Annotated in this window: 23 protein-coding genes, 1 pseudogene and 1 riboswitch; of the genes and pseudogenes, 9 read left to right on the forward strand and 15 right to left on the reverse strand. The window is 61.4% G+C overall.

The annotated features are described in order from the left end of the window. Together ACZ5YV_RS13400 and ACZ5YV_RS13405 are read left to right on the forward strand one after the other, a co-directional pair. Positions 1-1236 (forward strand): serine hydrolase domain-containing protein, encoded by a 1236-nt coding sequence (locus ACZ5YV_RS13400; RefSeq protein ID WP_464789599.1) that lies wholly within the window; start codon positions 1-3, stop codon positions 1234-1236. Positions 1237-1250: 14 nt separating this feature from the next. Beyond that, positions 1251-2044, forward strand: a pseudogene (locus ACZ5YV_RS13405) (SDR family NAD(P)-dependent oxidoreductase). Between the two features lie 98 nt (positions 2045-2142). Here ACZ5YV_RS13405 and ACZ5YV_RS13410 read toward each other — a convergent pair. Beyond that, a protein-coding gene (locus tag ACZ5YV_RS13410) for an IS630 family transposase (protein ID WP_464786945.1) occupies positions 2143-3086 on the reverse strand; the annotation gives its coding sequence in 2 pieces (ribosomal slippage) (positions 2143-2748 and positions 2751-3086; 942 coding nt in all). 89 nt (positions 3087-3175) lie between these two features. Further along, complete coding sequence (locus ACZ5YV_RS13415; protein WP_464789600.1) at positions 3176-3457, reverse strand: hypothetical protein; 282 nt, start codon at positions 3455-3457, stop codon at positions 3176-3178. A gap of 214 nt (positions 3458-3671) precedes the next feature. On the opposite strand from ACZ5YV_RS13415, the gene ACZ5YV_RS13420 reads away from it, so the two are divergent. After that, a complete protein-coding gene (locus ACZ5YV_RS13420; protein WP_464789601.1) occupies positions 3672-4994 on the forward strand; it encodes an MFS transporter in 1323 nt (440 codons plus the stop codon). Between the two features lie 29 nt (positions 4995-5023). Here the strand turns inward: ACZ5YV_RS13420 and ACZ5YV_RS13425 are convergent, their stop codons facing one another. The 4 genes from ACZ5YV_RS13425 to ACZ5YV_RS13440 are packed head-to-tail and all read right to left on the reverse strand — an operon-like array spanning position 5024 to position 9921. Next, positions 5024-6409: an FAD-binding oxidoreductase gene (locus ACZ5YV_RS13425; RefSeq protein WP_464789602.1), complete on the reverse strand. Its 1386-nt coding sequence runs from the start codon at positions 6407-6409 to the stop codon at positions 5024-5026. A 31-nt stretch (positions 6410-6440) separates the two neighbouring features. Continuing rightward, positions 6441-8195, reverse strand: a complete 1755-nt coding sequence (locus tag ACZ5YV_RS13430; protein WP_464789603.1) for an N-acyl-D-amino-acid deacylase family protein — start codon at positions 8193-8195, stop codon at positions 6441-6443. Then, positions 8192-9046 (reverse strand): hypothetical protein, encoded by an 855-nt coding sequence (locus tag ACZ5YV_RS13435; protein ID WP_464789604.1) that lies wholly within the window; start codon positions 9044-9046, stop codon positions 8192-8194. Before ACZ5YV_RS13435 ends, ACZ5YV_RS13430 begins: the two co-directional genes overlap by 4 nt. A gap of 14 nt (positions 9047-9060) precedes the next feature. After that, positions 9061-9921, reverse strand: a complete 861-nt coding sequence (locus tag ACZ5YV_RS13440) for a TauD/TfdA dioxygenase family protein (RefSeq protein ID WP_464789605.1) — start codon at positions 9919-9921, stop codon at positions 9061-9063. 122 nt (positions 9922-10043) lie between these two features. Between ACZ5YV_RS13440 and ACZ5YV_RS13445 the strand changes: the two genes are divergently transcribed. Continuing rightward, positions 10044-11294 carry a TetR/AcrR family transcriptional regulator gene (locus ACZ5YV_RS13445; protein WP_464789606.1) on the forward strand — a complete coding sequence of 417 codons (1251 nt, stop codon included), beginning with the start codon at positions 10044-10046 and terminating at the stop codon, positions 11292-11294. Between the two features lie 50 nt (positions 11295-11344). Here ACZ5YV_RS13445 and ACZ5YV_RS13450 read toward each other — a convergent pair whose 3' ends face one another. After that, positions 11345-12052, reverse strand: a complete 708-nt coding sequence (locus tag ACZ5YV_RS13450) for a TetR/AcrR family transcriptional regulator (RefSeq protein ID WP_464789607.1) — start codon at positions 12050-12052, stop codon at positions 11345-11347. 117 nt (positions 12053-12169) lie between these two features. Beyond that, a complete protein-coding gene (locus ACZ5YV_RS13455) occupies positions 12170-12922 on the reverse strand; it encodes a TetR/AcrR family transcriptional regulator (protein WP_464789608.1) in 753 nt (250 codons plus the stop codon). Positions 12923-13048: 126 nt separating this feature from the next. On the opposite strand from ACZ5YV_RS13455, the gene bktB reads away from it, so the two are divergent. The 4 genes from bktB to ACZ5YV_RS13475 all read left to right on the forward strand — a co-directional run bounded on the left by bktB (position 13049) and on the right by ACZ5YV_RS13475 (position 17351). Next, complete coding sequence (gene bktB / locus ACZ5YV_RS13460) at positions 13049-14230, forward strand: beta-ketothiolase BktB (RefSeq protein ID WP_464789609.1); 1182 nt, start codon at positions 13049-13051, stop codon at positions 14228-14230. A gap of 199 nt (positions 14231-14429) precedes the next feature. After that, on the forward strand, positions 14430-14741 hold the full coding sequence (locus tag ACZ5YV_RS13465) for a hypothetical protein (RefSeq protein ID WP_464789610.1): 312 nt from the start codon (positions 14430-14432) through the stop codon (positions 14739-14741). A gap of 272 nt (positions 14742-15013) precedes the next feature. Continuing rightward, the gene (locus ACZ5YV_RS13470; RefSeq protein ID WP_464789611.1) at positions 15014-16765 is read left to right on the forward strand and encodes an N-acyl-D-amino-acid deacylase family protein; all 1752 of its coding nucleotides are present in this window, start codon (positions 15014-15016) and stop codon (positions 16763-16765) included. A 55-nt stretch (positions 16766-16820) separates the two neighbouring features. Continuing rightward, a complete protein-coding gene (locus ACZ5YV_RS13475; RefSeq protein ID WP_464789929.1) occupies positions 16821-17351 on the forward strand; it encodes a VOC family protein in 531 nt (176 codons plus the stop codon). Between the two features lie 43 nt (positions 17352-17394). Here ACZ5YV_RS13475 and ACZ5YV_RS13480 read toward each other — a convergent pair whose 3' ends face one another. The 3 genes from ACZ5YV_RS13480 to ACZ5YV_RS13490 all read right to left on the reverse strand — a co-directional run bounded on the left by ACZ5YV_RS13480 (position 17395) and on the right by ACZ5YV_RS13490 (position 19740). Further along, positions 17395-18285, reverse strand: a complete 891-nt coding sequence (locus tag ACZ5YV_RS13480) for a hypothetical protein (RefSeq protein ID WP_464789612.1) — start codon at positions 18283-18285, stop codon at positions 17395-17397. 34 nt (positions 18286-18319) lie between these two features. After that, positions 18320-18697 (reverse strand): hypothetical protein, encoded by a 378-nt coding sequence (locus ACZ5YV_RS13485; protein WP_464789613.1) that lies wholly within the window; start codon positions 18695-18697, stop codon positions 18320-18322. Between the two features lie 293 nt (positions 18698-18990). Then, the gene (locus ACZ5YV_RS13490) at positions 18991-19740 is read right to left on the reverse strand and encodes a helix-turn-helix domain-containing protein (protein ID WP_464789614.1); all 750 of its coding nucleotides are present in this window, start codon (positions 19738-19740) and stop codon (positions 18991-18993) included. Positions 19741-20056: 316 nt separating this feature from the next. Between ACZ5YV_RS13490 and ACZ5YV_RS13495 the strand changes: the two genes are divergently transcribed. Further along, entirely contained in the window at positions 20057-20509 is a 453-nt protein-coding gene (locus ACZ5YV_RS13495; RefSeq protein ID WP_464789615.1) for a MaoC family dehydratase, read from the forward strand. 38 nt (positions 20510-20547) lie between these two features. Here ACZ5YV_RS13495 and ACZ5YV_RS13500 read toward each other — a convergent pair whose 3' ends face one another. The 4 genes from ACZ5YV_RS13500 to ACZ5YV_RS13515 all read right to left on the reverse strand — a co-directional run bounded on the left by ACZ5YV_RS13500 (position 20548) and on the right by ACZ5YV_RS13515 (position 25078). Continuing rightward, positions 20548-20790, reverse strand: a complete 243-nt coding sequence (locus ACZ5YV_RS13500; protein ID WP_464789616.1) for a hypothetical protein — start codon at positions 20788-20790, stop codon at positions 20548-20550. Positions 20791-21019: 229 nt separating this feature from the next. Then, positions 21020-22969 (reverse strand): TonB-dependent receptor, encoded by a 1950-nt coding sequence (locus tag ACZ5YV_RS13505; protein WP_464789930.1) that lies wholly within the window; start codon positions 22967-22969, stop codon positions 21020-21022. Positions 22970-23218: 249 nt separating this feature from the next. Continuing rightward, positions 23219-23464, reverse strand: a riboswitch (cobalamin riboswitch). A gap of 356 nt (positions 23465-23820) precedes the next feature. Continuing rightward, positions 23821-24000, reverse strand: a complete 180-nt coding sequence (locus ACZ5YV_RS13510) for a hypothetical protein (RefSeq protein WP_449469801.1) — start codon at positions 23998-24000, stop codon at positions 23821-23823. Between the two features lie 184 nt (positions 24001-24184). Continuing rightward, complete coding sequence (locus ACZ5YV_RS13515) at positions 24185-25078, reverse strand: LysR family transcriptional regulator (protein ID WP_464789617.1); 894 nt, start codon at positions 25076-25078, stop codon at positions 24185-24187. Positions 25079-25136 lie beyond the last annotated feature (58 nt).

The following is a 25136-nucleotide window of genomic DNA, read 5'->3' on the forward strand; positions in this document are numbered from 1 at the left end:
ATGACCGAGACCAGCCGGGATGTGACCAATTTGCCGGAAACGGAGGCGAAGCTACGCGAGTTCGTGGAGCAGGGCGTCATATCGGGCGGCATCCTTGCGTGGGGAACCGCGGATGGTCCGGTTCGCTACCATGGCGAAGGCGTACTGGGCTATGCGCGCAAGGACGGCGTGGACGAGCGGTCCATCTTCCGCGTCTTTTCCCAGTCGAAGCCGATCACGGGCATCGGCGCGATGATGCTGATCGAGGATGGCATTATCGGGCTGGACCAGCCGATCGGCGAAATACTCCCGGCGTTCGCCGAGATGCGCGTCATCGAGGGTGACGACCCGGAAGTGACGCGGCCTGCGGCTCGCCCGATCACTGTCCGCCACCTGCTGACCCATACGGCGGGCTTTGGCATGGACGGCATGACGCTGGGCGAGCTTTACACGAAGCATGGCGTGGCCCCGGGTTCGCGGGAGTGGGTGCCGGGTCCGGGCGATCTCCCGGTTCCGGCAACGCTCGCCGAATTGGGCGAGCGTATTGCCGCCCTGCCCTTGGCGACCGATCCCGGCACACGGTTCGATTACAGCGTCGCGCTGGACGTGCTTGGGCTGGTGATCGAAGTCGCGTCGGGCATGCCGTTCGAAACTTTCCTGAAGACACGTCTGTTCGATCCGCTGGGCATGGTGGACACTGGCTTTTCCATCACGGCCGATCAGGCCGCCCGCTTTGCCGATCTCCCCCAGCAGGAGGAGGACGGAACATGGGCATTGGCCGATGATGCGGCGGACAGTCTCTATGCGCGGCCTTATTATCCGTCGGGTGGCGGCGGCATGGTGTCGACGGCGCATGATTATTCGCGTTTTGCGGCCATGCTGCTCAACGAGGGGGAGTTGGACGGCGTACGCATTCTGAAGCCGGAAACGGTGCGGATCGCACGGTCGAACCTGCTGCCCGAAGCGGTGACGCATGTGGACGTGCCGATCGGCTATACGCTGTCGAACGTCGGCATGGGCGCGGGCATGTCCGTTTCCTTGGCGCCGAGTGAGCAGACCAACAGCTTCTTCGACTGGCCGGGTTCGGTGCCAGCGGGTGTGTTCGGTTGGCCGGGTGCTGCGGGGACGGCATGCTGGATGGACCCCGAACGCAAGTTCTTCCTCCTGTATCTCACGCAGTATTGGCCATCCTGGCTGAACGGCAGCATGCGGCCAGAGATTGTGGCTGCGGCCTATCGCGATCTGGAGAAGCAATAAGGAGGAAAGCTGCCATGCCGATACTAGACAATGACGCCGACTTCACGCCTCGCCTGGGATCGCCTGGCACTGGCGTTGTGATCACGGGCGGAGCTTCCGGTATCGGCCTGGCGGCGGCGCATGCGCTGGCTGCCGTCGGGCGGCCGGTCGCCCTGTGGGACATCAATGCGGAAGGCGCGGCCGGATCGGCGAGCATCATCGAGAGTCGCTATGGCGTGCGCGCGGAGGGTTTCAGCGTCGATCTGCGCAACCCGCAGGCCGTGACCCCCGCCGCCATCGCGACAAGGGCGGCGATCGGTGCGATCGGTGGCATCGTGCATTGTGCTGGCACGGCCGAAGCCACGGGCATCGATGGAGTGACGCCGGAAAATTGGGACGCGGGACTGGCGCTGCATGTACGGTCGATCGTCCTCATGACCCAGGCTTTTCGTGAAGACCTGCGTAAGTCGCCCGGGAGCGCCATTGTCGCATTGTCATCCATTAACGCGACGCTGGGCAACGGGATGATCCCGATCTATAGCGCGGCGAAGGGCGCGGTGATATCGCTGGTCCATTCGATGGCGGATGAACTGGCTGCTGATGGGTCCGCATCAACGCGGTGAGCCCCGGCATGATCGATACGCCGATCATTGCGGAGACCAAGGCCCATTTGCCAGGGCATTTCGAGCGGCGGATCATGCTGGGCCGCTATGGCGCGCCGGAAGAACTGGGACGCGTCATCCGTTTCCTGATGTCGGATGAAGCGAGTTACATGACGGGCGCGGAGATCGTCGTGGACGGCGGCAACATCAATTCGCAACGGCAATAGAACTGCCATCGCACCGCGCTCGGGAAGAGGGCGCTGCGGTCAGGTCAGCCGTAGCCGACCCGCAGCAGCGCCCCGGCACGCCTTAGAGTCTTTCTGACTTAGATTGAGGCATATCCGGCTCCACGGATGTAATTGGCGCATTCTGCGGGCGGGAAGTGGTCGAGCAGTTTTCCGATGCGTCGCCATGTTGCCTCGACGGTGCGTTCGTTGGCCTTGCGGAGCAGACGCTTGAGCTTGGAGAACATCTCCTCGATGGGGTTCAGGTCGGGCGAGTAGGGCGGCAGGAAGAACAGCCTGATGCCCGCCGCCTTGAGCAATTTGCGCACGCGGCTGCCTTTGTGGCTGCCGAGATTGTCGACCACGATGATGCTGCCGGGTTCCAGCGCGGGGATCAGGAACTGCTCGACCCACGCGGTGAAGCTCTCGCCGTTTATCGGGCCATCGAGGACGCAAGGGGCCACGATGCCATCATGCCTGAGGCCAGCGATGAAGGTCAGCGTCTTCCAGTGGCCATGCGGCACCTTGTCGATCAGCGGCTCGCCCCGGTGATGCCAGCCATGGGTGCGGGTCATGTTGGTCTTCGCCCAGGTCTCGTCGATGAAGACCATGCGCTTGGGATCTACCCAGCGCTGGACCCAGCGCCAGCGGTTGCGGCGTCGGATGACGTCGGGCCGGTCCTGTTCCTTGGCGAAGAGCGTCTTTTTTTAAACGTCTTGCCCAAGCGGCCCATGAACCGCCACAGCGTGTCGCAGCAGACCACCACACCACGCTCTTCACGCAGCTGGGCCAGCAACTCGTGCAGCGTCAGGTCCTTCTTCTGCTCGATCCGCGCAAGCAACCACTCGCGCTCACGCGCCAGCAACGGGAGCATGTGACCGCCGACCTTGCCCGGCTCAACAGACCCGCGCGTTCGCCATGACTGCGCCCAGCGAACCCCCGTGGCCGGGCTCACCTCCAGCAACCGCGCAGCCCCCCGCGCCGACATGCCTCGATCCAGAGCCCGACAAAACCGAACCCGCAAATCCTGTGATAATGGCCTCATCCATGCTGGCCTCCTCACCAGTGGCCACCTTGAATCACACTTCCAACCGTCTGGAAATCCCCAACGATTCATTCAACATCGGAAAGACTCTAGAGGCGGTTCACTTCCTTGGCGGTCAGGCTGGTGACCAGACCCTTTTCCGCTGCACTGAGCGTGGTTACGGGAATAACCACGAAACGGCCGCTGTAGATGATCTGGACGGCGGTCGTTTCGCCAGCGTTATTCTTCAGGAGGCGATCGATATAGCCGACCTTGCGGCCGTCGACCGTCTTCACAAGTGCATTGGCCTTGATCGCAGGCGCGTCGGCGGCGATCGCCGCAGTGGAAAGCGATAGCGACAGAGCCGCCGCGAAGGCAAAAGAAAGCTTCATGATAATCCCCTTGTGGATAGACGAGGGGCCGATAGCACGCTGTAAAACGAATAATAAGACATCCCGTGTTGCAAAAAATGCAATTTGCGTTTCGGGTTCGGAATTTGGCGGATATGGGATGGGATCGGCGGCTGTCAGCGCCTGATGAATGGAATGGGGAGGTTTCAGCCGGGATGATTGGTGTGCTCTTCCACCTTCAAGAATGTTGGTTCGCATGACCGGGCAGGCGCGTGAGTCGGGGCCGCGCCTTGCGGCATTTTCCGTGACCAGCATCGCGACCGGCGGGTTCAACATTCCGCTCCAGACCTATTTGCCTGCCTTTTACGCGACGGTGATCGGCATGGATCTGGCGACCGTGGGGCTGGTCTTCATGATCAGCCGCCTGTGGAGCGCGGCGGCCGATCCGGTGATCGGATGGGCTTCGGACCACACACGCACACGCATTGGAAGGCGGAAACCCTGGATTTTGGGCGGCGGTGTGCTGTTCCTTCTGTCCCTGCTCGCGGTCTTTTCTCCGCCTGCCGGAGCCACGCCGCTCTATCTTGGCGGATGGTTGTTGCTGCTGTGCCTGGGGTGGACTGCGACCTCCACGCCGCTTTACGCCTGGGGCGGGGAGATGGCGTCATCGCCGGTCGAGCGAGCGCGTATTCAGGCCTATATCCAGACAGGGTCGTCCATCGGCATCTTTATGGTGCTGGTTCTGCCTGCTGTGCTGGACGCGTTAGGACGGGGTAATCCTGAAGTCCGGGTCGGATCGATGGGGGCGCTGGTCGCCGCTGTCCTCGCTGTTGGCATGGTGCTCATCGCCCTTCTCTTTCGCGAGCCGTCGCTGCCGGAACGCGCGCCCGCAGGCGCGAATTGGCGGCAGGGGATGAAGGCGGTGCTGACCGATGCAGCACTTTGGCGGATCGTGGCGTCGGATTTCTTCGTCGCGCTGGGGCAGGGCTTTCGCACTGCCGTGTTCCTGTTCTTCGTGACGCGTTACATGGGCATGGCTTCACCTGCCATGCTGCTGATGCTGCAATATGCATTCGGCATGTTCGCAGCGCCGTTATGGGCGCGGATCAGTTACCGGTTCGGGAGGCTAAGAACGCTGATCATGGCCGAGGGCGCGCAGGTTGCGATCAACCTGATGGTCCTGTTCCTGACACCGGATCGCATGTGGCTGTTCATCCTGCTGATCGTCGGGCAGGGGCTGACGCAGGGATCGGGCAATCTGATGCTGCGGTCGATGATTTATGATGTGGCGGATCGTCATCGCGAGGGTAGCGGCGTGGAACGGGCCGGGCTGTTTTCATCCGTGTTCAATGTGACGACCAATGCGGCCTATGCGATCGCAGTGGGCATAGCCTTGTCCGTAGTGGGCTTGCTCGGATTTGATCCAAGGTCTTCAGGATCGGAAGGGGTCGCGGGTGTGCATTTGTTCTTTGCGATAGGCCCCGCCGTTGGACATTTGCTGTCGATCCTTGTGATCAGCTGGAACCGCGGGAGCAGAGGTGGAAGGCTGGACGCGGAAAGCCGCCTGCCTTCCGCTTGATCCTCAGATTCCGATGAATGAGGGTTGCGTCAAAGGTCGATAACCTTGTCTGGGTTCATGATGCCATCCGGGTCGAGTGCCCGTTTGATCTGGCGCATCACCTCGACAGCGGCGCCATGCTCCGTAACGAGATGGGCTTTCTTGCCAATGCCGATGCCATGCTCGCCCGTGCAGCTACCCTCCATGGCGAGAGCGATTTCGACGATCCGTTCCGACAATGCCTTCGCCTTTCGCGTCTCGTCGGCCGAGTTTGGATCGAAGACGAGGATGACATGGAAGTTTCCGTCGCCGACATGACCCACGATCGGTGCGGTAAGGCCGCTTGCCTCAATGGCGCTGCGCGTTTCCTCTATACAGTCGCAAAGCCGCGAAATCGGGACGCAGACATCTGTTGCGATCGCCTTGCACCCCGGGCGCAACGCCAGATTGGCATAATGAACCTTGTGGCGTGCTTCCCAAAGCGCGGTTCGGTCCTCTGTCTTCGTCGCCCAAGTGAATTGGCCGGCGCCATTGTCCGCCGCGATCTGGCTGAAGCTTTCCGCCTGTTCCGCGACGCCTGCCGGTGTGCCGTGAAATTCCAGGAACAGCGTCGGACGTTCGCGATAGTTTGTCCGACTGTAGGCATTTATCGCGCGGATCTGTAGCGGATCGAGCAATTCGATACGGGCGACGGGAAGGCCGATCTGGATAGTCTGGATTACTGCGTTCACCGCGCCGCGCAATGTTTCAAATTCGCAAACGGCGGCGGAGACCGCTTCTGGCTGGCCGTAGAGGCGCAAGGTGACTTCGGTGATGATGCCGAGCGTGCCTTCGGACCCGACGAACAGCCCGGTAAGGTCGTATCCGGCCGCGGATTTACGCGCCCGCCCGCCGGTGTGGATGATCCGGCCATCGGCAAGCACCACCGTCAGTCCCAGCACATTCTGCCGCATCGTGCCGTAGCGAACCGCGTTGGTGCCGGAGGCGCGTGTCGATGCCATGCCGCCGAGTGACGCGTCCGCGCCCGGATCGACGGGGAAGAACAGGCCCGTGTCGCGCAGTTCGCTGTTCAGCTGTTTTCGGGTGACGCCCGCCTGCACGGTGCAGTCCAGGTCTTCCGTGCTGACGCGCAGGACTTGATCCATGCGGGAGAGGTCGATGCAAAGACCGCCTCTTGCCGCCAGAAAATTGCCTTCAAGCGATGTGCCGGTGCCGTAAGGCGTGACGGCGATGCCCCGTTCCTTGCAGAAAGTGACCGCTGCGGCGACTTCCTCCGTGCTGAGGGGGAAGACAACCGCGTCCGGGGGCATGGCCGGATAGAAAGTCTCTGCCCGGCCATGATGATCGCGGATGGCAGCGCTATCGCTGAACCGATCGCCGAACATGACGCGCAGGGCGGACCAGTCAGCTTGCGGGACATGTACCGCTGTTGCCATTTGCATCTCTCCTGTGGGTCAGTGACCCACGTTACAACGCTCCGGCATATTCCTCCACCGTGTTAGCTGGAGCGGTTTGAGCGCCCCTGACCAGCCGCCCCGGTCGCGCGCCGGTCGCGTTGTCGGTGCGGCGGATGACTTTGCCTGATACGATGGTGGCGACGAAACCCGTTGCCTTCTGGTCCAGCCGTCGGCCGCCTCCGGGCAGATCATAACGTATATGGGGGGCGTGGAGGCGCAGGGCTTCAAGGTCGATGATGTTGATGTCCGCCTTGTAGCCGGGCGCGATCCTGCCCCGGTCGCGCAGGCCCATGGTCTCTGCCGGGCGTGAGGTGAGGGCGCGGATGGCTTGGGGGATGCTGAGCTTTGGTCCGGCTCGATCGCGGGTCCAGTAGGTCAGCAGGAAGGTGGGATAGCTCGCGTCGCAGATCGCCGCATAATGAGCGCCGCCATCCCCCAGTCCCATCACCGTGTCCGGATGCATGATCAGGTCATGCACCGTGTCGAGGCTGCCATTATAGAAGTTGCCGAGCGTGTTGTAGAGCATCCCCCTGCCATCGCCGCCGTTCATCATGAGGTCGTAGGCGACCTCCTCCGGCGTCAGGTTCAGGCTGCGCGCTTGCGCGCCTACGCTGCTTTCCGCCGGTGGTTCATAGTTGGGCGGGTCGGAGAGGGGGAAGATCCAGTCCCAGTTGCGGGTCATCATCGCCAGGGGATGGCCCTCAACCGGCTGTTCCGCGATAAGTTTTGCGCGAAATTCCGGGTCGCGCAGATGCATGAGTTGTTGATCGAGCGGCAGGGTGGCGATCGCTTCATAGCTTGGGCAGAGCGAGAAGGGGTGGCTGGACAGTTCAAAGCCGCAGACCATGCCGACGGGGCGGGGAAGTATTTGCGGGCTGATCTTCAGGCCCTCTGCATTGGCCTCCTCGCAGATGCGTAGCGCGTCCTGCCAGACGGGCTCACCCGTGTTGGAGGTGCCAAGCGTGAAGGTGGCTGGCCGGTTCGCTGCCCTTGCGACGGTGAGAAGGTGGGCAAGCTCGTCAATCCAGCTGGAAAAGGGGGCGTCCAGCACCATCTGCAAGACGCCGGTGTCGGCGTCCCGCATGGCGCTCGCTATGGCTTTGAGTTCCTCGACATCGGCCTGATAGCTGGGGATATTCTCTCCAGCCTTTGTGCGGTGGATGAGCAGGCGGGAGGTTGCAAAGCCGATCGCGCCCGCATCCAGTGCTTCGCGGGTGAGGGCCTGCATCTTTTGCAGGTCGGCAGGGGTCGCGGTTTCGCGCTGCGCGCCGCGTTCGCCCATCACGAAGACGCGCAGCGGGCTGTGCGGCAGGAGCGCGGCAACGTCGATGTCGCGGGGGCGGCTTTCGAGGGCGTTCAGATAGTCTGGGAAGCTTTCCCAATCCCAGCTGAGCCCTTCGGCCATGACGACGCCGGGGATGTCCTCGACACCCTCCATCAGACGGATCAAACGGTCGTGATCAGCAGGGCGGCAAGGCGCGAAGCCCACGCCGCAATTGCCGATCACGACCGTGGTCACGCCATGGGAGGAGGAGGGGGAGAGGTCCTCCGACCAGATGGCCTGACCATCATAATGGGTATGGATATCGACGAAGCCGGGAGTGACGGTGAGGCCGGTGGCGTCGATGACTTCGTGGGCTTCGCCGGTAAAGGGGCCGACGCTGACGATCCGTCCGTCAACGATCGCGACATCGCCAACGAAGGGTTCGCCGCCGCTGCCATCGACGATGGTGCCGCCGCGGATCAGCAGGTCGCATGTGCTCATTCGGCTGCCCTCGCTACAGGTTCAAGGCTGGTTTTGCCGTCCGACGCCCAGAAGGCGCCTTCTTGTGACGTATCGACCTCTTCGACGCCGCGCACGCCCAGTGCTTCGCGCGCCTCGGTCAGCGGCAGATGGAATGCGGTTTCAAGCTTCTTCATGAAGAGGGCGTCGCTTTGCTGCCCCACCTTCATGCCGCGCTGGATCGCATTGACGGCGGTCGGCCACACTTCGGGATAATGCAGCATCGTGCGCACGGTGTAGCGGAGCGATCCAAAGATTTGGATCATGTTGACCTCCGCCGCTAGATGCGGGTTGCGCATATGTTTGGGCACGTTGGTCAGGCGATACCAGTAGGGCACCAGTTCGCCCATGAAATTGAAGCCGCCGCCGCACAGGATATGTTCGAAGTCATGCGTTTGGCCAGAGCGCAGATTATAATATTGAAGCTGCGTTTCGGGTTCTTTCCAGGGCGTGATCTGGATCTCATAATCTCCGGCAGTCATCTGCTGGTAGAAGATGCCGCCCAAAGAGCCGGGTTCATATTGTTGGAAATCTTCGATCTTGTAGGTGGAGATGAAGCCTTCGCTGAACCAGGCGTCCAGTTCGGGATTTACCTTCCTCTCCTGCGTAAACATGTCTTCGATCGCGTCAAAGTCGCGGAGTGAATCCAGGATCGGGAGGAACTCGTACATTTCCGCAGGCGGTGGCATGTCGGGACCGTTTCGCCGCAACAGGATCATCGCCAGCCATTCGCGCAGGCGCGGATTGTTCAGATATTTGGACGAGGAGATGAGTATGCTGCTGTCCGTTTCCACGGGCATCAGGCCGCGCGCGAGATAGGGAATGTCGACCATCTTTTGTCGTTCCTTCAATCAAGTATCAATTGCTTGTTGCCTGAACCCCAGGCGCTGATCCGCTCGTCCCCCACCTTGAATTGCGGCAGCAGGTCGAAGAAGCTCTTGTCCGCGACGACGATGCGCTGAAGGCGGCGGGGCGTTATGCCGGTGAGGTCGCCGCGCGCATGCTGGAGCGCGATATTGTCCCAGATGACGAGGTCGCCATTGTTCCAATGGTGGCGGTAGATGCGATCTTCGCGATAGAGTTCGGCAAACAGGGCGTTCAGCGTGGCGTCGCTTTCCGGCTGGTCCATGCCGGTGATGCGGGCGGTCTGCATGTCGCTGATATAGAGGATGGGCTCGCCGGTCCGGGGGTGGGGGATGATGACCGGGCGTATCTGATGCGGCATGTCGGTCGAACTATCGTAGCCGACCGTCCGGTGCGTCTGGATCGGCGCGATCATCGTGACGGCTTCCCGGCCTGCGACGGCAGCTTTCAGTTGGGGCGGCAGGGCGGCGGCCGCAGCCGCGCCGTTGGCGAAGTCGGTCCAGCTTTGTCCGTCATTTACGGCCACGGCATGGAGGGAGATGATCTTGAAGGGTTCTTCGGTGAAGGCCAGATCGCTGTGCCAGGTGAGCGGCCCTGAGCCGAGGGCGCCATCGCTGGATATTTCGCGATATTCACCGTGCGATCCCAGGACGCGGCCGAAGTTTTCGAGCAGCCGGACCTGATCGGCTTCGCTGAGCTTCTGATCGCGGAACAGGATGAGCTTGTGGCGATCGAATAGCTCGGTCAGGCGCTGTTCGAAGCCGTCGGGCAGCGGCCATTGCAGCCGAACGCCGATTTCGACGCCGAACGGTTCCAGCGGCCGCTCCGTCCATGGCAATGCCATTTTATCGCTCTCCATCTTTCTATATGACCGAACGGTATCGAACCGTTCGATTTTCGTCAAGAAGCATGGGTGCATCAATGTCTGAGCCTGTTATAGCCGGTCCCAATGTGCGGGGATGCTGGATGAAAGTGGTAGCGGAGGTCGGGAGCCAACTGGCGTCGCCGCGCGTCCGGCATTTGCTGTCGTCGGCGCGCGCGCAGTTTGTCGAGCGCGGTTTCGACGCGGTGAGCATCGATTCGATCGCCCGCACCGCAGGGGTCAGCAAGGAAACGATCTACCGCCACTTCCCCGATAAGGAAGCCTTGTTCCGCGCGGCGCTGGATGCGCAGGGCGCGGAGTTCGATGCTCGCGCGGCGGCGGTGCATGAAGGCGCGGCTACTGGCGGATCGGAACTGGCGGGACTTGCGCGGGCGATCCTTGATTCGGCGCTGGATCAGGGAATGTTCGGCGCGCTCTGGGTTGCCGCTGGCGTGGCGCACAAGATGCCTGATCTGGCAGCATCACTACAAAGCGGACAGGGCATGCGGCTGGAACCCGTGCGGCTGGCGCTGGAGGATTATGCGAAGGAGAAGGGCGTTGACCGCCCGGTGCCGCTGGAACTGGCGCTGGATTTCGGATCGCTGGCGGTGGAAGGCCCCGTTGTCCTCATGGGTTTTCCGCCTGCTCCGCCAGAACATCGCGAGCGGATAGCGCAGCAAGCGGTCGCGCTTTTCGTTCAGGGTATCCGGGCGGGAAAGCAGAGTGGCTTGCCTTCGCCGGAGCCGTTATTCGACGCCGAGCCGCCACTGCGTGAGGAGCCGCTTCCCCATATCCGAACCTTGCTCGATGTAGCAGGGCGCCATTTTCTGGATGAGGGGTATGAAGGCGCCAACCTGAACCTCATCGGGGAAGAGGCGCGGGTGGGGCGGGGTACGCTCTACCGGCATTTCGCAAGCAAGGCGGGGCTGTTTGCAGCTGCAATGCGCATAATGGCCGAAGATAGCGCGCCCGCGGCAAGCCCGCCAGCGTTGCCGTTAGGTGAAGCCGATCCGGCGGCATTAAGCCGCTATGTTGAAGCGGCCTTGGATAATCTGGCTTCCAGCCGTTCAATCCGGTTACACCGCGTCGTCATCAGTCAGTCCCGCCGGGACGCTGCATTGGCGCGGGACGTTTACCTAATCCTGCGAAGGCCGTGGGTGACGGGGTTGACACCCTGGCTGGAAAGCCTGGGCGTCAAAGAGAGTGCGGACTGGCATGCGCGCCAACTGTTGGTGCTTGCGATGCGTGGCAACCGTCTGCTGGCGGGCGGGCATTCCATCTCAAAGCTTGAACGGCGGCATTATGCGGAACGTGCGGCGTCGATATTCCTGCGTGGTTTCATGGCAGTGCTTTGAGCCTATCTCGAATCCGCCGAAGCTGGTGAAGAAGGTCCCCAATTCACATCCTACGGCGTGACAGGCGTTCCCGATCGGATGAATGCTGCGGTTTCGGGCTCGTCGGATTTCATCTGCTCCAGAAATTGCTGGATGCGTGGTTCCGCGACGCCAAGCCCGCGCGCGCAGAAGAGGATCGCGTCGCGCAACACGCGATCGTCCTCATAGGGTATCGCAGTTTTTTCATGGCAGCGCGCCACCAGCATCATCGTGCTGATATGTTCTATGAAAGCGCCGACATTCGTGGTCGAAAGCGCCTCTCCGGATATTCCCCCGTCGGCCCGTGCCGCCTGCAACGCCTTTTCCAGATTGGGCAGTGTCAGGCGCAAGGCCCGGCGATAGACGAGGCGAGCGTAGCCTCCGTCGCCGGCAAGGCTGCCTAAGACCATGCGCAAGCCTTCTGCATTGAGGGCGTACATCCCGGCGGTCGCATATCTGAAGGTGCGCCGCAAAATTTCGAGCAAGCCCTCTGTGCTGGCTTCGGCGTCACCGAATGATCGGAAGACCCTATTCTGGTCTGCGATCACCTCGCGCAATACGGCCCGATAGATGTGCGTCTTGGTAGGAAAATGGCGGAACAGCAGGGCTTCCGACACACCTGCGGCGCGGGCAATCTGCTGCGTCCGCGCGCCTTCCAAGCCGTGGCGCGCGAAAACCGCCCTGGCCGCCGCGATGATGGAAGCGCGGCGACCGACGCTGGAAAGACGGGTGGCGGACATCGTTTGTAATATTACTCCGGGATCAGGCTGGGCGGTCGGCGTCCCCGCCTCGGGAAATGTGAGAAAGGCAGTTTAAGGCGTTACGGATCGGAAACAAGGCAGATGCACGTTGACCCGCTATTCCGGCATGGCGCCTGCCGTGGCTTTCCCGTCAGGCCGGTCCTGTTCGATCGTCGCGATAAATCGGCTCAGCAGCGCCTTTTGCCGTTCGATCATCACTGGAGAGAGCGGGTCAATGCCTGCCAGTCCTCGGGAAAGAGGGGCGGCCCAGAAATAGCCGAACATCATGTTGAAGATGGCAACGATCTGGAGGATCAGATCCTCAGCCGGAGGCTCGACCTCGGCCGCGCGTGTGATCCGCCGTCCATAATCCATCAGCCGTTCTACCCAGGCCATGCCGATCTCGTCCCGATCCGATGGGGGCGACAGGATCGACCGGATAAGCAGCATGGACACATTGGGATGCTGCGCCAGCACATCGATCAGCCTGTCGGACAGCGTGCGAAAGGAGGCTTCTTGCGGCGACCGGCTGATGGTCTCTTCCATCTCGTCCGCCAAGGGTTGGAGCGCCCGTTGCAGAACTTGCCGGTACAGGGCGTCCTTGCTTTCGAAATGCTTGTAAAGGCCGGGCTGCTGGATGTTCGCCGCTGCGGCGATGTCGCGTAACGCCGTCGCTTCATAGCCCTTCTGCGCGAACAGCAGTTCCGCCGTGTCCAGCAAGCGGTCGGCGGTGCGCTGGCCCTTGCTGGTGCGTTGGACGACATGTTCGCTGATGGCGCGCTGAGCGGTGCTGGTCATGGGTTTGTTCGTAACGGGCCGACCGGGATTTGGCCATATGTCGCGGCTGATCTGGTCGGAAAGCACAGCCATTCCTATATGGTCAGGGCCGCCGCCACCCATGTGGCAGGTTGCGCATTGTCCTTGACAGTTGCGTGTGGGGGCGCATGAGCGCCTGCAAGTGCGGAACGGCGCATCCCATTGCTCAGAGGATCAGAGATGGAAGATATTTACATTGTCAGCGGCGTCAGGACGGCGATTGGCGATTTCGGCGGCTCGCTGAAGCCCTTCATGCCTTCGCAGCTCGGCAGCATCGTCGTGAAGGAAGCGCTGTCCCGTGCCGGTGTGTCGGCTTCCGACGTTGAGCATGTCGTGATGGGTCAGGTCATGCCGACCAGCGCCCGCGATGGCATGCTGTCGCGCACTATCGCGTTGCAGGCAGGGGTTCCGTTTGAGGTTCCGGCGCTGACACTGAACAGGCTTTGCGGATCGGGCGTGCAGGCGATCATATCGGCCGCGCAGATGATGAAGCTGGGTGAAGCGTCGATCACCGTCGCGGGTGGCGCTGAATCGATGTCCAATGTGCCTTACCATGATCATGGCGCGCGCTGGGGCCGGAAGATGGGCGACAATCCGGTAGAGGACGCGCTGGTCTGCGGGCTTCAGGATGCGAGCGGCGGATACCATATGGGCGTGACGGCGGAAAACTGCGCCGAACGGCATGGCATCACGCGCGAACAGCAGGATGCGCTGGCGGTCGAAGGGCATCAGCGCGCGGTGCGGGCCATCGCGGAAGGCCGGTTCAAGGAACAGATCGTGCCGGTCGAGGTCAAGACGCGCAAGGGCGTGACCATGTTCGACACGGACGAACATCCCCGTGCCGACACCAGCGCCGAGACGCTGGCCGCCATGCGTCCTGCGTTCAAGAAAGATGGCACGGTTACCGCAGGCAACGCGTCCGGCATCAATGATGGCGCGGCCGCCGTCGTCCTGGCGACGGCAAGCGAAGTGGAACGGCGCGCGCTGAAGCCGCTGGCGAAGATCCTTGCCTGGGGCCATGCGGGCGTGGAACCGGAATATATGGGTGAAGGCCCGATCAAGGCGGTGCCGGTTGCCCTGAAGCGGGCTGGGCTGACGCTGGATCAGATGGACGTGATCGAAGCCAACGAAGCCTTCGCGGCGCAGGCTCTTTCGGTAGCCAACGCGTTGCAGTTCGATGGGGAAAAGCTGAACCCGAACGGATCGGGCATCGCGCTTGGTCATCCTGTCGGCGCGACTGGCACGATCCTGACGATCAAGGCCGCTTATGAACTGAAGCGGATCGGCGGCCGCTATGCCCTTATCACCATGTGCATCGGCGGCGGCCAGGGCATCGCGCTGGTGATCGAGAATGTCGACTGACAATTGAATGTCACGCCGAACCCCGGACATTCGGGGTTCGGCCTGACTGTCGATGCCCGTAGGAAAGCAGCTCTGCTGCTTCCGACGGTCCTATCCTGAACATGATGCGTCATGTCCTCCCAATATTTCGAGAACTCAATCACTTGTCGTGCGTTTGGACGAGGCGGCGGTTTGACCACCCGCTGGCATGGAGTAGATCATGTCCGTTCTCGTCGAGTTTCCCGGAGGCGCATGCCGCGAAGTTCCCAGTCAGCTTCGGGCGATCGGTCCACGGCAGAATGGTGCGCCTGAATTCGAACAAGTTCCGCTCAATTGCGATCCCCAGTGGAAATTTGAACGCGAAGATGGCCGCTGGGTCGCGGTGCGTCGCCAGGGGCAGTTGTTGGCACTACGTCCCGCTACCCCTGCGTGGTGGCATTTTGTCACACTTATGATGGAGCCTGAACGGTTCTCGACCGCTGCGGGCATTGCGGATCAGGGAGTCGAGGCGGGGCTTCAATCGGCGGCCTAATGGGCAAGTGTTCGCGTCCTGATCAGGGCGCTTTGCGCCGCCGGGCCTGAATGGCCTCCAGTTGATCGATGCATCCAAATCCCGACCGATGGGATCACTGATCAATCCTGATCGGGATCATCCGATGATCCTGCGACCTACTTGTCCGAAGGTGAACTTGCGGTGGTCGGCCGGGTCGCGATAGCCTGCATCCAGCACGATCACCGGTGAACTGGCGACACAGATGCAACGGCTTCGGCTCGAGGGAAAACAAGCCTCAAGAGGAGAGAGAGATGACGGACATGTTGATCCGTGGCGGCACGGTGGTCGATGGCACAGGCGCGCCCGGCTATGCTGCTGACGTGCGCGTGGCAGGCGGCAGGATCACCGAGATCGGCGCGGGTCTGACCGCCGCCGCCGGTGAGGAAGTGGTGGATGCCAGTGGATGCTATGTGACGCCGGGCTTCATCGAAAGCCATACCCATTATGACGCGACGATGTGGTGGCAACCGGACCTTGATCCGCTGCCCGGCAACGGGGCGACCACGGTGATCCTCGGCAATTGCGGCTTTAGCGCCGCGCCGCTTTCGAAGGAAAAGGCCGCGCAGTTGGAGATGATCAAGATTTTCTCCTTCTTCGAGGATATTCCCTTGAAGCCCTTCCTCCAGAACGTCCCCTGGGACTGGGAGAAGTGGTCGGAATATAAGGCGTCGATGGCGCGCAACATCAGCCTGCCTGCCAATTACTCTGCGTTCGTCGGCCATATTGCCCTGCGTCTCGCTGCGATGGGCGTTGAAGCTTGGGATCGCGCGGCAACGGCTGAAGAGATTGCCCGCATGGCCGAATTGCTGGAGGATGCGCTGGCCGCTGGCGCTCTTGGGCTCTCGGACAATCTGCACGACCATGATGGCGACGACCGCGCCATCCCCACTTTGCTCGCCGATGATGCGGAGTTCGAAGCGCTATTTGCGGTGATGGAGCGCTATCCCGGCACCACCTATCAGGTCATCATCGACACCTTCATGCGCAAGACCGGACCGGAAAGTCTGGAGCGGCTCGGGCGGCTGACGAAAGGCCGGACGATCCGTATGCAGGTGGCGGGTGGCATTCCGACGCTGGAATTCCAGAAGGATATTCTGCCCCGATTGCAGGACACCCTTGCGAAGCTGAAGGAAGAAGGGATCGATGTCTGGCCAGGCTATGCGCATGTCTCGCCGACCAGCACGCTGAGCCTTGTCAAGTCGCTGATCTTCGCCCAGTCCAATGACTATGTCTGGCATGAGGTTGTCCTTGCCGAAACGCATGAGGAGAAGGCACGCTTGCTTGCCGATCCCGATTGGCGGGCGCGGGCGCGGGAGAGTTGGGACACCAAGGCGTGGCCGCATTCGCCGATGAACAATCCGCAGGACTTGTATCTGCTGGATAGCGAAAATGGCACCGGCCCCGTGGGCGGCACTTTGAAGGAATTTGCAGAGTCGCGTGGCCTGCACCGTTCGGACGCGATGGCGCAGTGGATTCTTGAGAATGGCACCAAATCCACCGTGCATATGGCGCCCTTCCCGAAGGATGAGGACTTGACCATCCAGCTTATGCTGGACCCGCAGACGGTTGGGAATATCTCCGACGCGGGCGCGCATCTTCAGATGCTGTGCGGTGGCGGAGAGAATATCCTGCTCTTCACCAAATATGTGCGGGAAGGCTTGCTGACGGTGGAGCAGGCGATCCATGTGAAGACGGGTAAGCTCGCCAATTTCTTTGGCCTGCATGATACGGGCGAGATCAAGGTCGGACGCCGCGCCGACATTGCCGTCTTCAACCTGAGTGAGGTCGAATATCGCAATATGGAAAAGCGGTTCGACGTGCCCGATGGCGACGGCGGTACGACATGGCGCTTCACCCGTCCGGCGGCGCCCATGCGGCTTACGCTGGTGAATGGGGTCAAGACCTTCGACGGCAACAGCTATACCGGCGCCCGTCCGGGCGAATATCTGGTGCCCACCGCTGCGGCGAATGACGCGCTGGCTTCGTTGGAAGCCGCTGAATAAAGAAACGGGTGCGGGCGGTGCATGCCGTTCGCACCCCATTCTTGCAAATGGGAATATCGATTTGGCTAAATTCGGTGCGATCGACCAGATCGGGATATTGGTGGATGATCTCGATGCCAGCATAAATCGCTGGATTGACCATTCGGGCGTGGGTCCATGGACCGTATTCCGCAATGTCGCGCTGGATGGCCAATATCGTGGCGAGCCGACGCGGGTCACAATGCATGTCGGATTGTCCTATCAGGACGGCGTGCAAATTGAACTGATAGAGGCTACGAACGACGCTCCGTCACCCTATCGAGCTGATGATGGGTCGCGCTTGCTGGGCCTTCATCACATCGCCCGCATAGTCGATGATCTGGACGCCGCCGTTGAAACGGCGGTGGCGGGGGGCATGGAAGTGCTTTTCACGGCGCATAATCCTGCCACGCGCGTCGCCTATTTGCGCGTCCCCGGCGAGCCAGGGCAATTATTCGAATTTATCTGCGGCCCTGACATGCGCGGCATGTGCGAAGCTGGGATGGCGGCGGCCCGCGACTGGGACGGCAGCGAGCCTGTAACGGTGATCGACTTCGCGGCAATGTAGTAGGCGGCTGCCCCTCATCAGAGGGGCAGTGCCAATCGTGATCTTACTCCGCCGCCATGGAGGGCATACCCTGATGGCTCGGCCTCGGGTCTTCGCTGATCGCGGTGGTCCATGCCCATTCACCGGGCTTTGGCGGATTGGTGATGCCGAATTCCTCGCGAATATCTGTCACCTGCCAGTCGAGATAGTCGCGATAGGGGATTAGGAAGAGGGGATGCTTCCAGTTACGACCCTGTGCTGCGCCAATGTCTTCAGCGTCCAGCTCTATCTTCACCGAATCAGGATAGAATAGCCCGCTCTTCATCATCGTCTTGGCGCGCAGATAGGAGCTGACGCGGTTGAAGAAGGATGCGAGTTCGGGTGTGAAATACTTATAAAGCGCTCGCATGTTCGCTGCCAGCAACGCTATTTCACCGGCATGATTGGTTTCAAAACCCGTGATCATATGTTCAATGTCATGTGTATGAGTCCGTTCCTTCATGTAGAAGTCGAAATCGGTCTCTATCTCCATTCCCTGGAAGAAATGGTCCATATTATAGCCGCTATTGACCACGAAATCGTACATTACAGCACGTAGCGTGCCGGGCTCGGCCCCTGCCAGTTCCTCATTTTTGAAGAGCGAGACCTTTTTGCCGTCCAGCCAGGTCTTGAATTCAGGAAGTCGCGCCTTTTCTTCCTCGAACAGCTGGAAGATGCGGGGCCAGTTTTCCAGTTCCATTAATATCTTCACGACGTCGGGAATATAGGCCGTGTTAGGCAGTTCAGCCCCGTTCCGCCGCAGCATCTCCTGAGCGATCAGCGCGCGCAGTTGCGGGTGGTTGAGATAGGGCGAAGAACTGATCAAGACGGAGCTTTCGGTCGTGAAGCCCGGTCCCGAGCCATTATAATATGCAAAATCCGCGCTGCTTACACGCGCTGCGATCTCGTTTTCCATCATCTCTCTCCTCTTCATTCTGTCTTTTAGAAACTCACCCCAAGTTCGACACCATAGGTCCACCCGCGTTCGTAGCTGCGGTCAACATATCTGCTTTGTAGGGAATGCCGCTCAATATCCCGCTCGTGACATTGCCGGTGGATACCTTGCCATAAGCGGTCATCCGGTTGGTTGGCCGCCAGATTACGATTGCACGTGGTGACGCGCAGCTGCCCGCTTTGCTCCGCCCGATGGCGGTCACGGCGACGGGCACCTTTTGCAGGCTTTCATCGCGCCGTTGTGCTGTCACCATGAGGTCGGCCAACTGCCCCTGAACCGCAGCCTGCGTGGCCGGGTCGGCAGTCTGCGCCAGAGCCGCTGTCGGGCCGAGCGATGATAGGCCCGCTAACGCAACGGCAATAGATGAACGCATGGCAATCCCTTCCTTTCGTCGGGCGATGCCATCCCTCGGTATAGGCCGTGCTTCGTTTAGAAGCCCGGTCCACCATCCGGGACCGAACACGCGTATGCGCATCCGAAAGCGGACGTTTGGCGGTGTTCCGCCATTATATTGTTCATGATGCAGCCTGATCTGCGACGCATGGCCGCGAGCCCTTTCTGCATCCTCTCCTGACAGCTTCGGCCACCGATCAGCTCTTCGGCCGAGCCATCTCGTTTGCATGCAGCGTGTCTTGAAATGATCCCTTCGTCAAGTATCATCCACAATCAGCGAGGTTTCAGCGGCGCCACCGGACATGCTACTGCAAGAACAGCGTGCCATTCCCCCGGCAGGGCCGAGGTGCGGCGATCCGCCTGCGCGATTTCCCGCAGTTCGGACCTGAAACGCTCGATCCTTTCCGCGACGCGCGCGACGCCCACGGGCGACAGCTTGACCGTTTCCACGCCGAAGATCGTATCGGGGTCGCCATAGTTCAAATTGAAGAACAGATGCTTCATATGCTGTTCGAAATGTCTGCGCATGGGCTCGCGTTGCCACACATGGGCCGGGTCCAGTCGCGCGCGCAGACGTCCTCCCGGCAGGCGATCGATCAGCGCCAGCCTTTCCAGTCGTTCGACATGTTGCGCGATATGTTCGGGCGGTATGCCAAAGCCTTCCTCGGCTTCGGACACCGGCCAACCCGTGACGATGATGAAGAATATGGTCGATAATTCGGGGCTTGTGGTCAGCGCCTTTTCCTGCGCCAGCGTCAGCTTGTCCGATGACCGATCGCGCACGGCGGCCTCTTCGGCGATTTCGGTGAGTGTGGTGTCGGCGAGCGCGCACAGTTGCGACAAGGTGCGCAGGCCCAGCCCGCGTCCATGCAGCCATCGTTTGACGGTAGCGGTGCCCACGCCAAGCTTTTTCGCGACGTCGGCCTGGGTCAGGCCCGCTGCTCGCAGTCTCCGTCGGAGCGCCGCCAGCAGCAGTTCATGTTCCATTCCGAAAGGGTCGTTGGACGGATGACAGGGGCTCATCAGATGATCCCTTCCCACGCTGCAAGGATGATATGGGTCGGCCACGGCGCTAGATCATATCCCGCGATGTTCGATCGTGGATGGTTCCGCGATCGATATCCATCCCTCGACTCTTCGGCTGCACGGCTTTCGTGCAGCCGAAGCTTCTTGTCTTCTCCAGTCATGGCCTCTCCAGCTTATTCTTTTAGGAAGGGTAAGTAACTCGACGCCGCTGACAAGGTCCAACTGACCCTCGCCCCACTGGAGCATTTTCCTATCGCATTCGCGCATGCTTGTGCATAGTTTCGCTCTAGGAGCAGCGTGGGGGGTGAATGGAATGAGCCAGTTTCTCGATTATCTTCAGGCGCGGGCGGACGAGGAAGACGTGTCGGACTGGTTCCTGGTCAGTCAGGATATGATCGACCAGTTCGCCGAAGCGACCAAGGATCATCAATATATCCATGTCGATCCGGAACGCGCGAAACAATCACCCTTTGGCGGGACGATCGCTCATGGTTTCCTGACGCTTTCACTCTTGCCGCACCTGTGCGCCGATGCGCGAGGCAACGTCGTTCCCGACGGCGCTACGGAGATTAATTATGGCAGCAACAAGCTCCGTTTCCTGGCGCCCGTTCGATCCGGCAAACGTGTGCGCGGAAGGTTCAAGCCGCTGGAGATCGTCGAAAAGCGGCCGGGGCAGCTTCAGCTGACTACCGAGGCGACGGTAGAGATAGAAGGTGAGAGCAAGCCCGCCCTCATCTGCGAATGGATAACCCAATTCCAGCTTTGATCCGGCAATCGTCGGAGTAAGCGGATTGGGCTATCCATTTAGGCTGCGGTGTTGGTCGCGTGGAGACCGAAGGCCATGCGCGCGGCGTTGATGGTGTATTCATACTCCTCGCCACCGGGTACGAGGTCGTGCCAGTTCTTGTTCGTGATCGCCGCGAAACTGTCCTGCCATATTTTGCAGGCGATCAGTTGTATTTCTGTTTCCTTGGGCGCGCGCTGTGCTTCCAGGCAGTCACGCAATATCGCGTGAAAAACGGCGCCCCTTAATGGTGCGTGCTTCATTGGCATCCTCTCCAGGCAACTGATTCTCTGTCCAGATTGCCGAGGGGAAAGTTGCATAGAGGAGAAAAGACGTCAACTACGTCTCAAAATTTCCACGGGTATTTAACGTGTATTATATTGTGGTTTGACTGTTGCCCTGTCCACTTTTACTTTATGAACACCGCCGTTCATTATGTAAGCCATTGATCGGGAAGGCCGCAGGTCTTTCTGGATGCGGCCTTCCCCAGCATCAGAAGCTGAACTTGATGCCGCCCCTTACCGTTCGCGGTTCGACCACGCGGCTTAGCCTCCCTTCGACAGGCTCCGCATCGGCGGCGGGAAGGTAGGATTCGTAATAATAAGCGATGTCCTTGTCCCGGCTGCCAAGGATGTTGAGCAGTTCGGCATAGACTTGCACCCGCTTTCCCTTCCACGCGGCGCGGGCGTTGACGACCGTGCTACCGGAATCGCGCACGCTATTGTCCTCGATCAGTGGCGAAGGGCCAAGGTGACGGACGCGGATGCTGGCTTCCCATGGGTCAAGCACGATGGCTGCGCCAGCGGACGCGGCATTTTTGAAGGCGTTGGGGATATGGTCGCCATTGGTGTAGCGGCTGTGGCTGGCAGTGTAGTTGCCGTCGAAAGCGAGCCAGGGGAGCGGCCGCCAGAAGGCGACAAGCTCATAGCCATGGCGGCGGCTGGCTCCGCTGGGTTCGACCGCGTTGGAGTCGCCGACGAAACGCAGTTCGCTGCCGACATTCAGCCACCAATAGGTCGCGGTGAAGGTTAAGCCGGGCAGTTGCAGGCGGCCGCCCAATTCCTTGCCGGTGCCGCGCACAAGCATGGGAACAGGCGTATCGACATTGACCGCGCCGCGCGCATCGTTGGAATGGAAGCCCCGGCCCCAATTGGCATAGAGTTCGACCTGCGGCGTGATCGCCCATGCGGCCGACGCCTTGGGCGAGATGAGCGTGTCCGAGCCGCTGCCTTCACCCAACGCGGCGGCGACGGCGTCCCGGCTGCGGACATCATAATGATAATAGTCGCCACGCAGGCCTCCCGTGATGCGCAGACCGGGGAGCGGCGTCACGGTCGCTTCGCCATAGAGCGCGGCTGACCCTTGCTTGACGCGACAGCGGCCGAGCGAGGAGAGGAAGACGCGGTTCGCGGTGCGGTTGACGCCGACATTGCCGATCGCGTCATAGCGGTTTTCCGTGCCCAGCTTCAATTGCAGCGCCGGGTCGACATCCCACCGCTTTTCGCCGGTGAAGCCGAGGACCCAGCGGCGGTCGAACTGCTCGATCTGCGCGCTGGTGCCGTCGGGATCGGTGTAGGTGGGGTTGGAGAACATCGTCCAGTTGTAGAATTGCGCGTAAAGATTGGCGCGCCATGTCGGCTGGACGGTGGCGAGATTGCCGATGATCCGCGTGGTTTCGCCGCGCGCTGACGGATCGGGCGAACAGAAGACATCGGGGCAGAGCGGCGTGCCGATGATCCGTTCGGGTATCTGCTCGGTTGGACGCCATGTCGCGCGATAGGCGTGGAGCGTGGCGTCGATCTTACCGGCTCCGGCAGGGAGGGTATATTTGGCGAAACCCGCATAGTGACGCAGATGTTCAGGCTCCTGCCATGGCCCGTCATAGGCCTTGGCCTGCGCGACCAGGGTGAGATGGCCCGCGCCCGCCTTTACCGTGCCGCCCGACGCCAGCCTGCGCCAGCCGAAGGATCCGCCCTCCGCCGCGACCCATGGTCGGTCATAGCCATCGATCGTGGTCATATAGGCGGCGCCCGCAAGCGCGAAGTCGCCGCCATCGGCGCGATAGGGACCTTTGCGAAAATCCTCCCGCGCGATGATTTCGGGGATGAGGCCGTTGAGGTCGAGATAGCCCTGACCATGGCCATGGCTGCGGAAGTTCATCTGAACCCCGTCAATATAGGTGGTGAAGTCCGACCCATGGTCGAGATTGAAACCGCGCAGGAAATATTGATTGGCCTTGCCGCTGCCCGAATGCTGGGCCGCGACCAGCCCCGGCACGGCTTCGAGCAGTTCGGCGACGCGCAGCAGCGGGCGGACGAGAAGGTCCGCGCCGCCGACGCTGCCTTCGCTGGCCGCATGGGCGGTGCCGATCTTGTCCTCTCCCCGGCCGAAGACGATGATGGTGCTGGCATCGTCGCTCGCGTCATTGGCGTCGGCGGCCAAGGCGGGGAAGGGGAGGAAAGTGGCGGTCAGCGCGCAGGCGGCGCGGTGGAAAGGATTGGGTAGTTTCACATCATGCACTCCGGGCGTCTGGCGACATCCGGCAAGAGACCTGTCGTCTGGCGACGACCGGCGCACGCAGGCGGCCGGACGCCCCCAAGGCGGCCGCCAGCGTCACCGAAGCGGCCTCTTGCCGCTCGTTCGTCGCTCAGACGGAGTTCACCGTGCCGCGGCCATCCCCTGGACCAAGGCAAGAGCGACCAGACGCTGGCAGGTATCCTGGCTCGCGGGTCATCGCTTGATGCACGGCCTTCCCAGGCCTCGCAGGATTTAGCGTCCGGCCCAGTGACTTGCCCTTCCTGCCTCTGAGGAAGGGCGATGTGCATCGCGCTCGCCGCTTACAGTTGCAGGGACAGCCTTGGCTTGGGGAGGTGGATGCCTCCTTTACCATGTTCCCTTTTAAGCCTCTTTCGAGGCACCGGCGCGATCATTTCCCCAGGGGTTGCCCGGGTGATGGGGGCGATAGCGGAGGTGTGGAGGTTGGGCAAGGGGGGGGTGATGAACGGTCTGTTCCCTCTCCCCTTCAGGGGTCGATGAGAGGCACGTGACTCTCATCGAGGTTAGGGAGAGGGGAGCGACGCTGGTTGCTTTACAGTCCCCTCTCCCGCCTTCGCTACGCTCGGCACCCTCTCCCCTGAAGGGGAGAGGGGATGAGGTGGGTATTCCTGCTCTTCACAGTTCGTCATCCCAGCGGAAGCTGGGATCTCCGGGTGAGGACGCGTGCGGTCGCTTGAGATGCCAGCTTTCGCTGGCATGACGGGAGGGGATGACGTGCGCCCGCTTGTCGCGCCAAGTCAGTTCAGGGTCGCGCCGCGCTCTCGTTGGAGGCGTAGGGCCATGGCTTGGTAGCGGACGGCGCGTTCGTTGTGGAGGGCGATGGTTGCCTGGTCGGCGCCGCGCAGGCGGGCTTCCCTGGCTTGCCGCGCTTCCTGGGCGGCGCAGGCGGAAAAATGTGACGCGTCATTGGGGCGCATGGCCCTTATCCTCTCTCAATCTCTTATGGCTCGAACGATAACATCGGCCTGTTTCCCGCCGCCATTACGCAGGTTAACTCCGGAAAGCTTCTGTTTTTTGACAGCAGGCTTGCAAATGATTTCAGAAGAGGATTTCTGCGCTTTTCAGGCAGTTAAGCGGGTGGCGCTAAGGTGCTTCTTGCTATCAGCCGCCCCGGTTCCACGATGCATCGCGGAAGGTTTCGCGCAAGAAGCCGATGAAGGCGTCCACGGCGGCGGGACGGCCTGCGGCGCGGGGGTGGACGGCGTGAACGGCGAGGTCAACGGGGCCTTCCCAGCTATCGAGGACGCGGACGAGGCTGCCTTTCGCCATCAGGTCGCCCACGTCCCAGAGCGAGCGCAAGGCGATCCCGACGCCGGTAAGGGCAAGTTCGCGCACGATTTCGCTGCTGTTGGTGCGGACATGGCTTTGGCCATCGATCAGCTTGCGTGCGCGGCCATTCACCAGCCGCCAGGGCAATTGTCCATCGGCCGCGAGCAGGCGGTGGCGGGGGAGGTCGGCGATCTTGTCCGGAATGCCATGCGCGGCGAGATAGGCTGGGCTGGCACAGAGGATGCGGCGGTTGGTGGCGAGATGATGCCCCTCCAAATGGAGAGGAATGTCGCTGGTGATGCGGATCGCCACGTCGATACGCTCGGCGAGCAGGTCTTCATAGGCGTCGGACAGGTTGAGTTCGAGGTCGACGCGCGGATGGAGGTCCAGGAAGCGGCCGACATGAGGTGCCACATGCAGGCGGCCGAAGGAGGTGGGAGCCGAAATGCGCAGCGGCCCGGACGCACTCCGGTGCCGACTGGTGACGCGTTGCTCCGCCTGCTGGATGGCGTCGAGGATGGCGACAAGGTCGCGGTGCAGGCTGGCGCCTTCCTCCGTCAGGGCAAGGCGGCGCGTGGTGCGATGGATGAGGCGGACGCCGAGGCGCGCTTCCAGCCGGGAGATGCGTTTCGACATCATGGCAGGCGAGATGTTCAATATGCGGCCTGCCGCCGAAAGGCTGCCTGCCTCCACCGCGCGGGCGAAGAGAAGATAATCGGGATCCATCGATGATCTTTTCCTGTGAGGAACAGATGCTTTGAGTTCTTGTTGTCTAGTGCGAGGA

Source organism: Sphingobium sp. TomTYG46 (assembly GCF_055396345.1).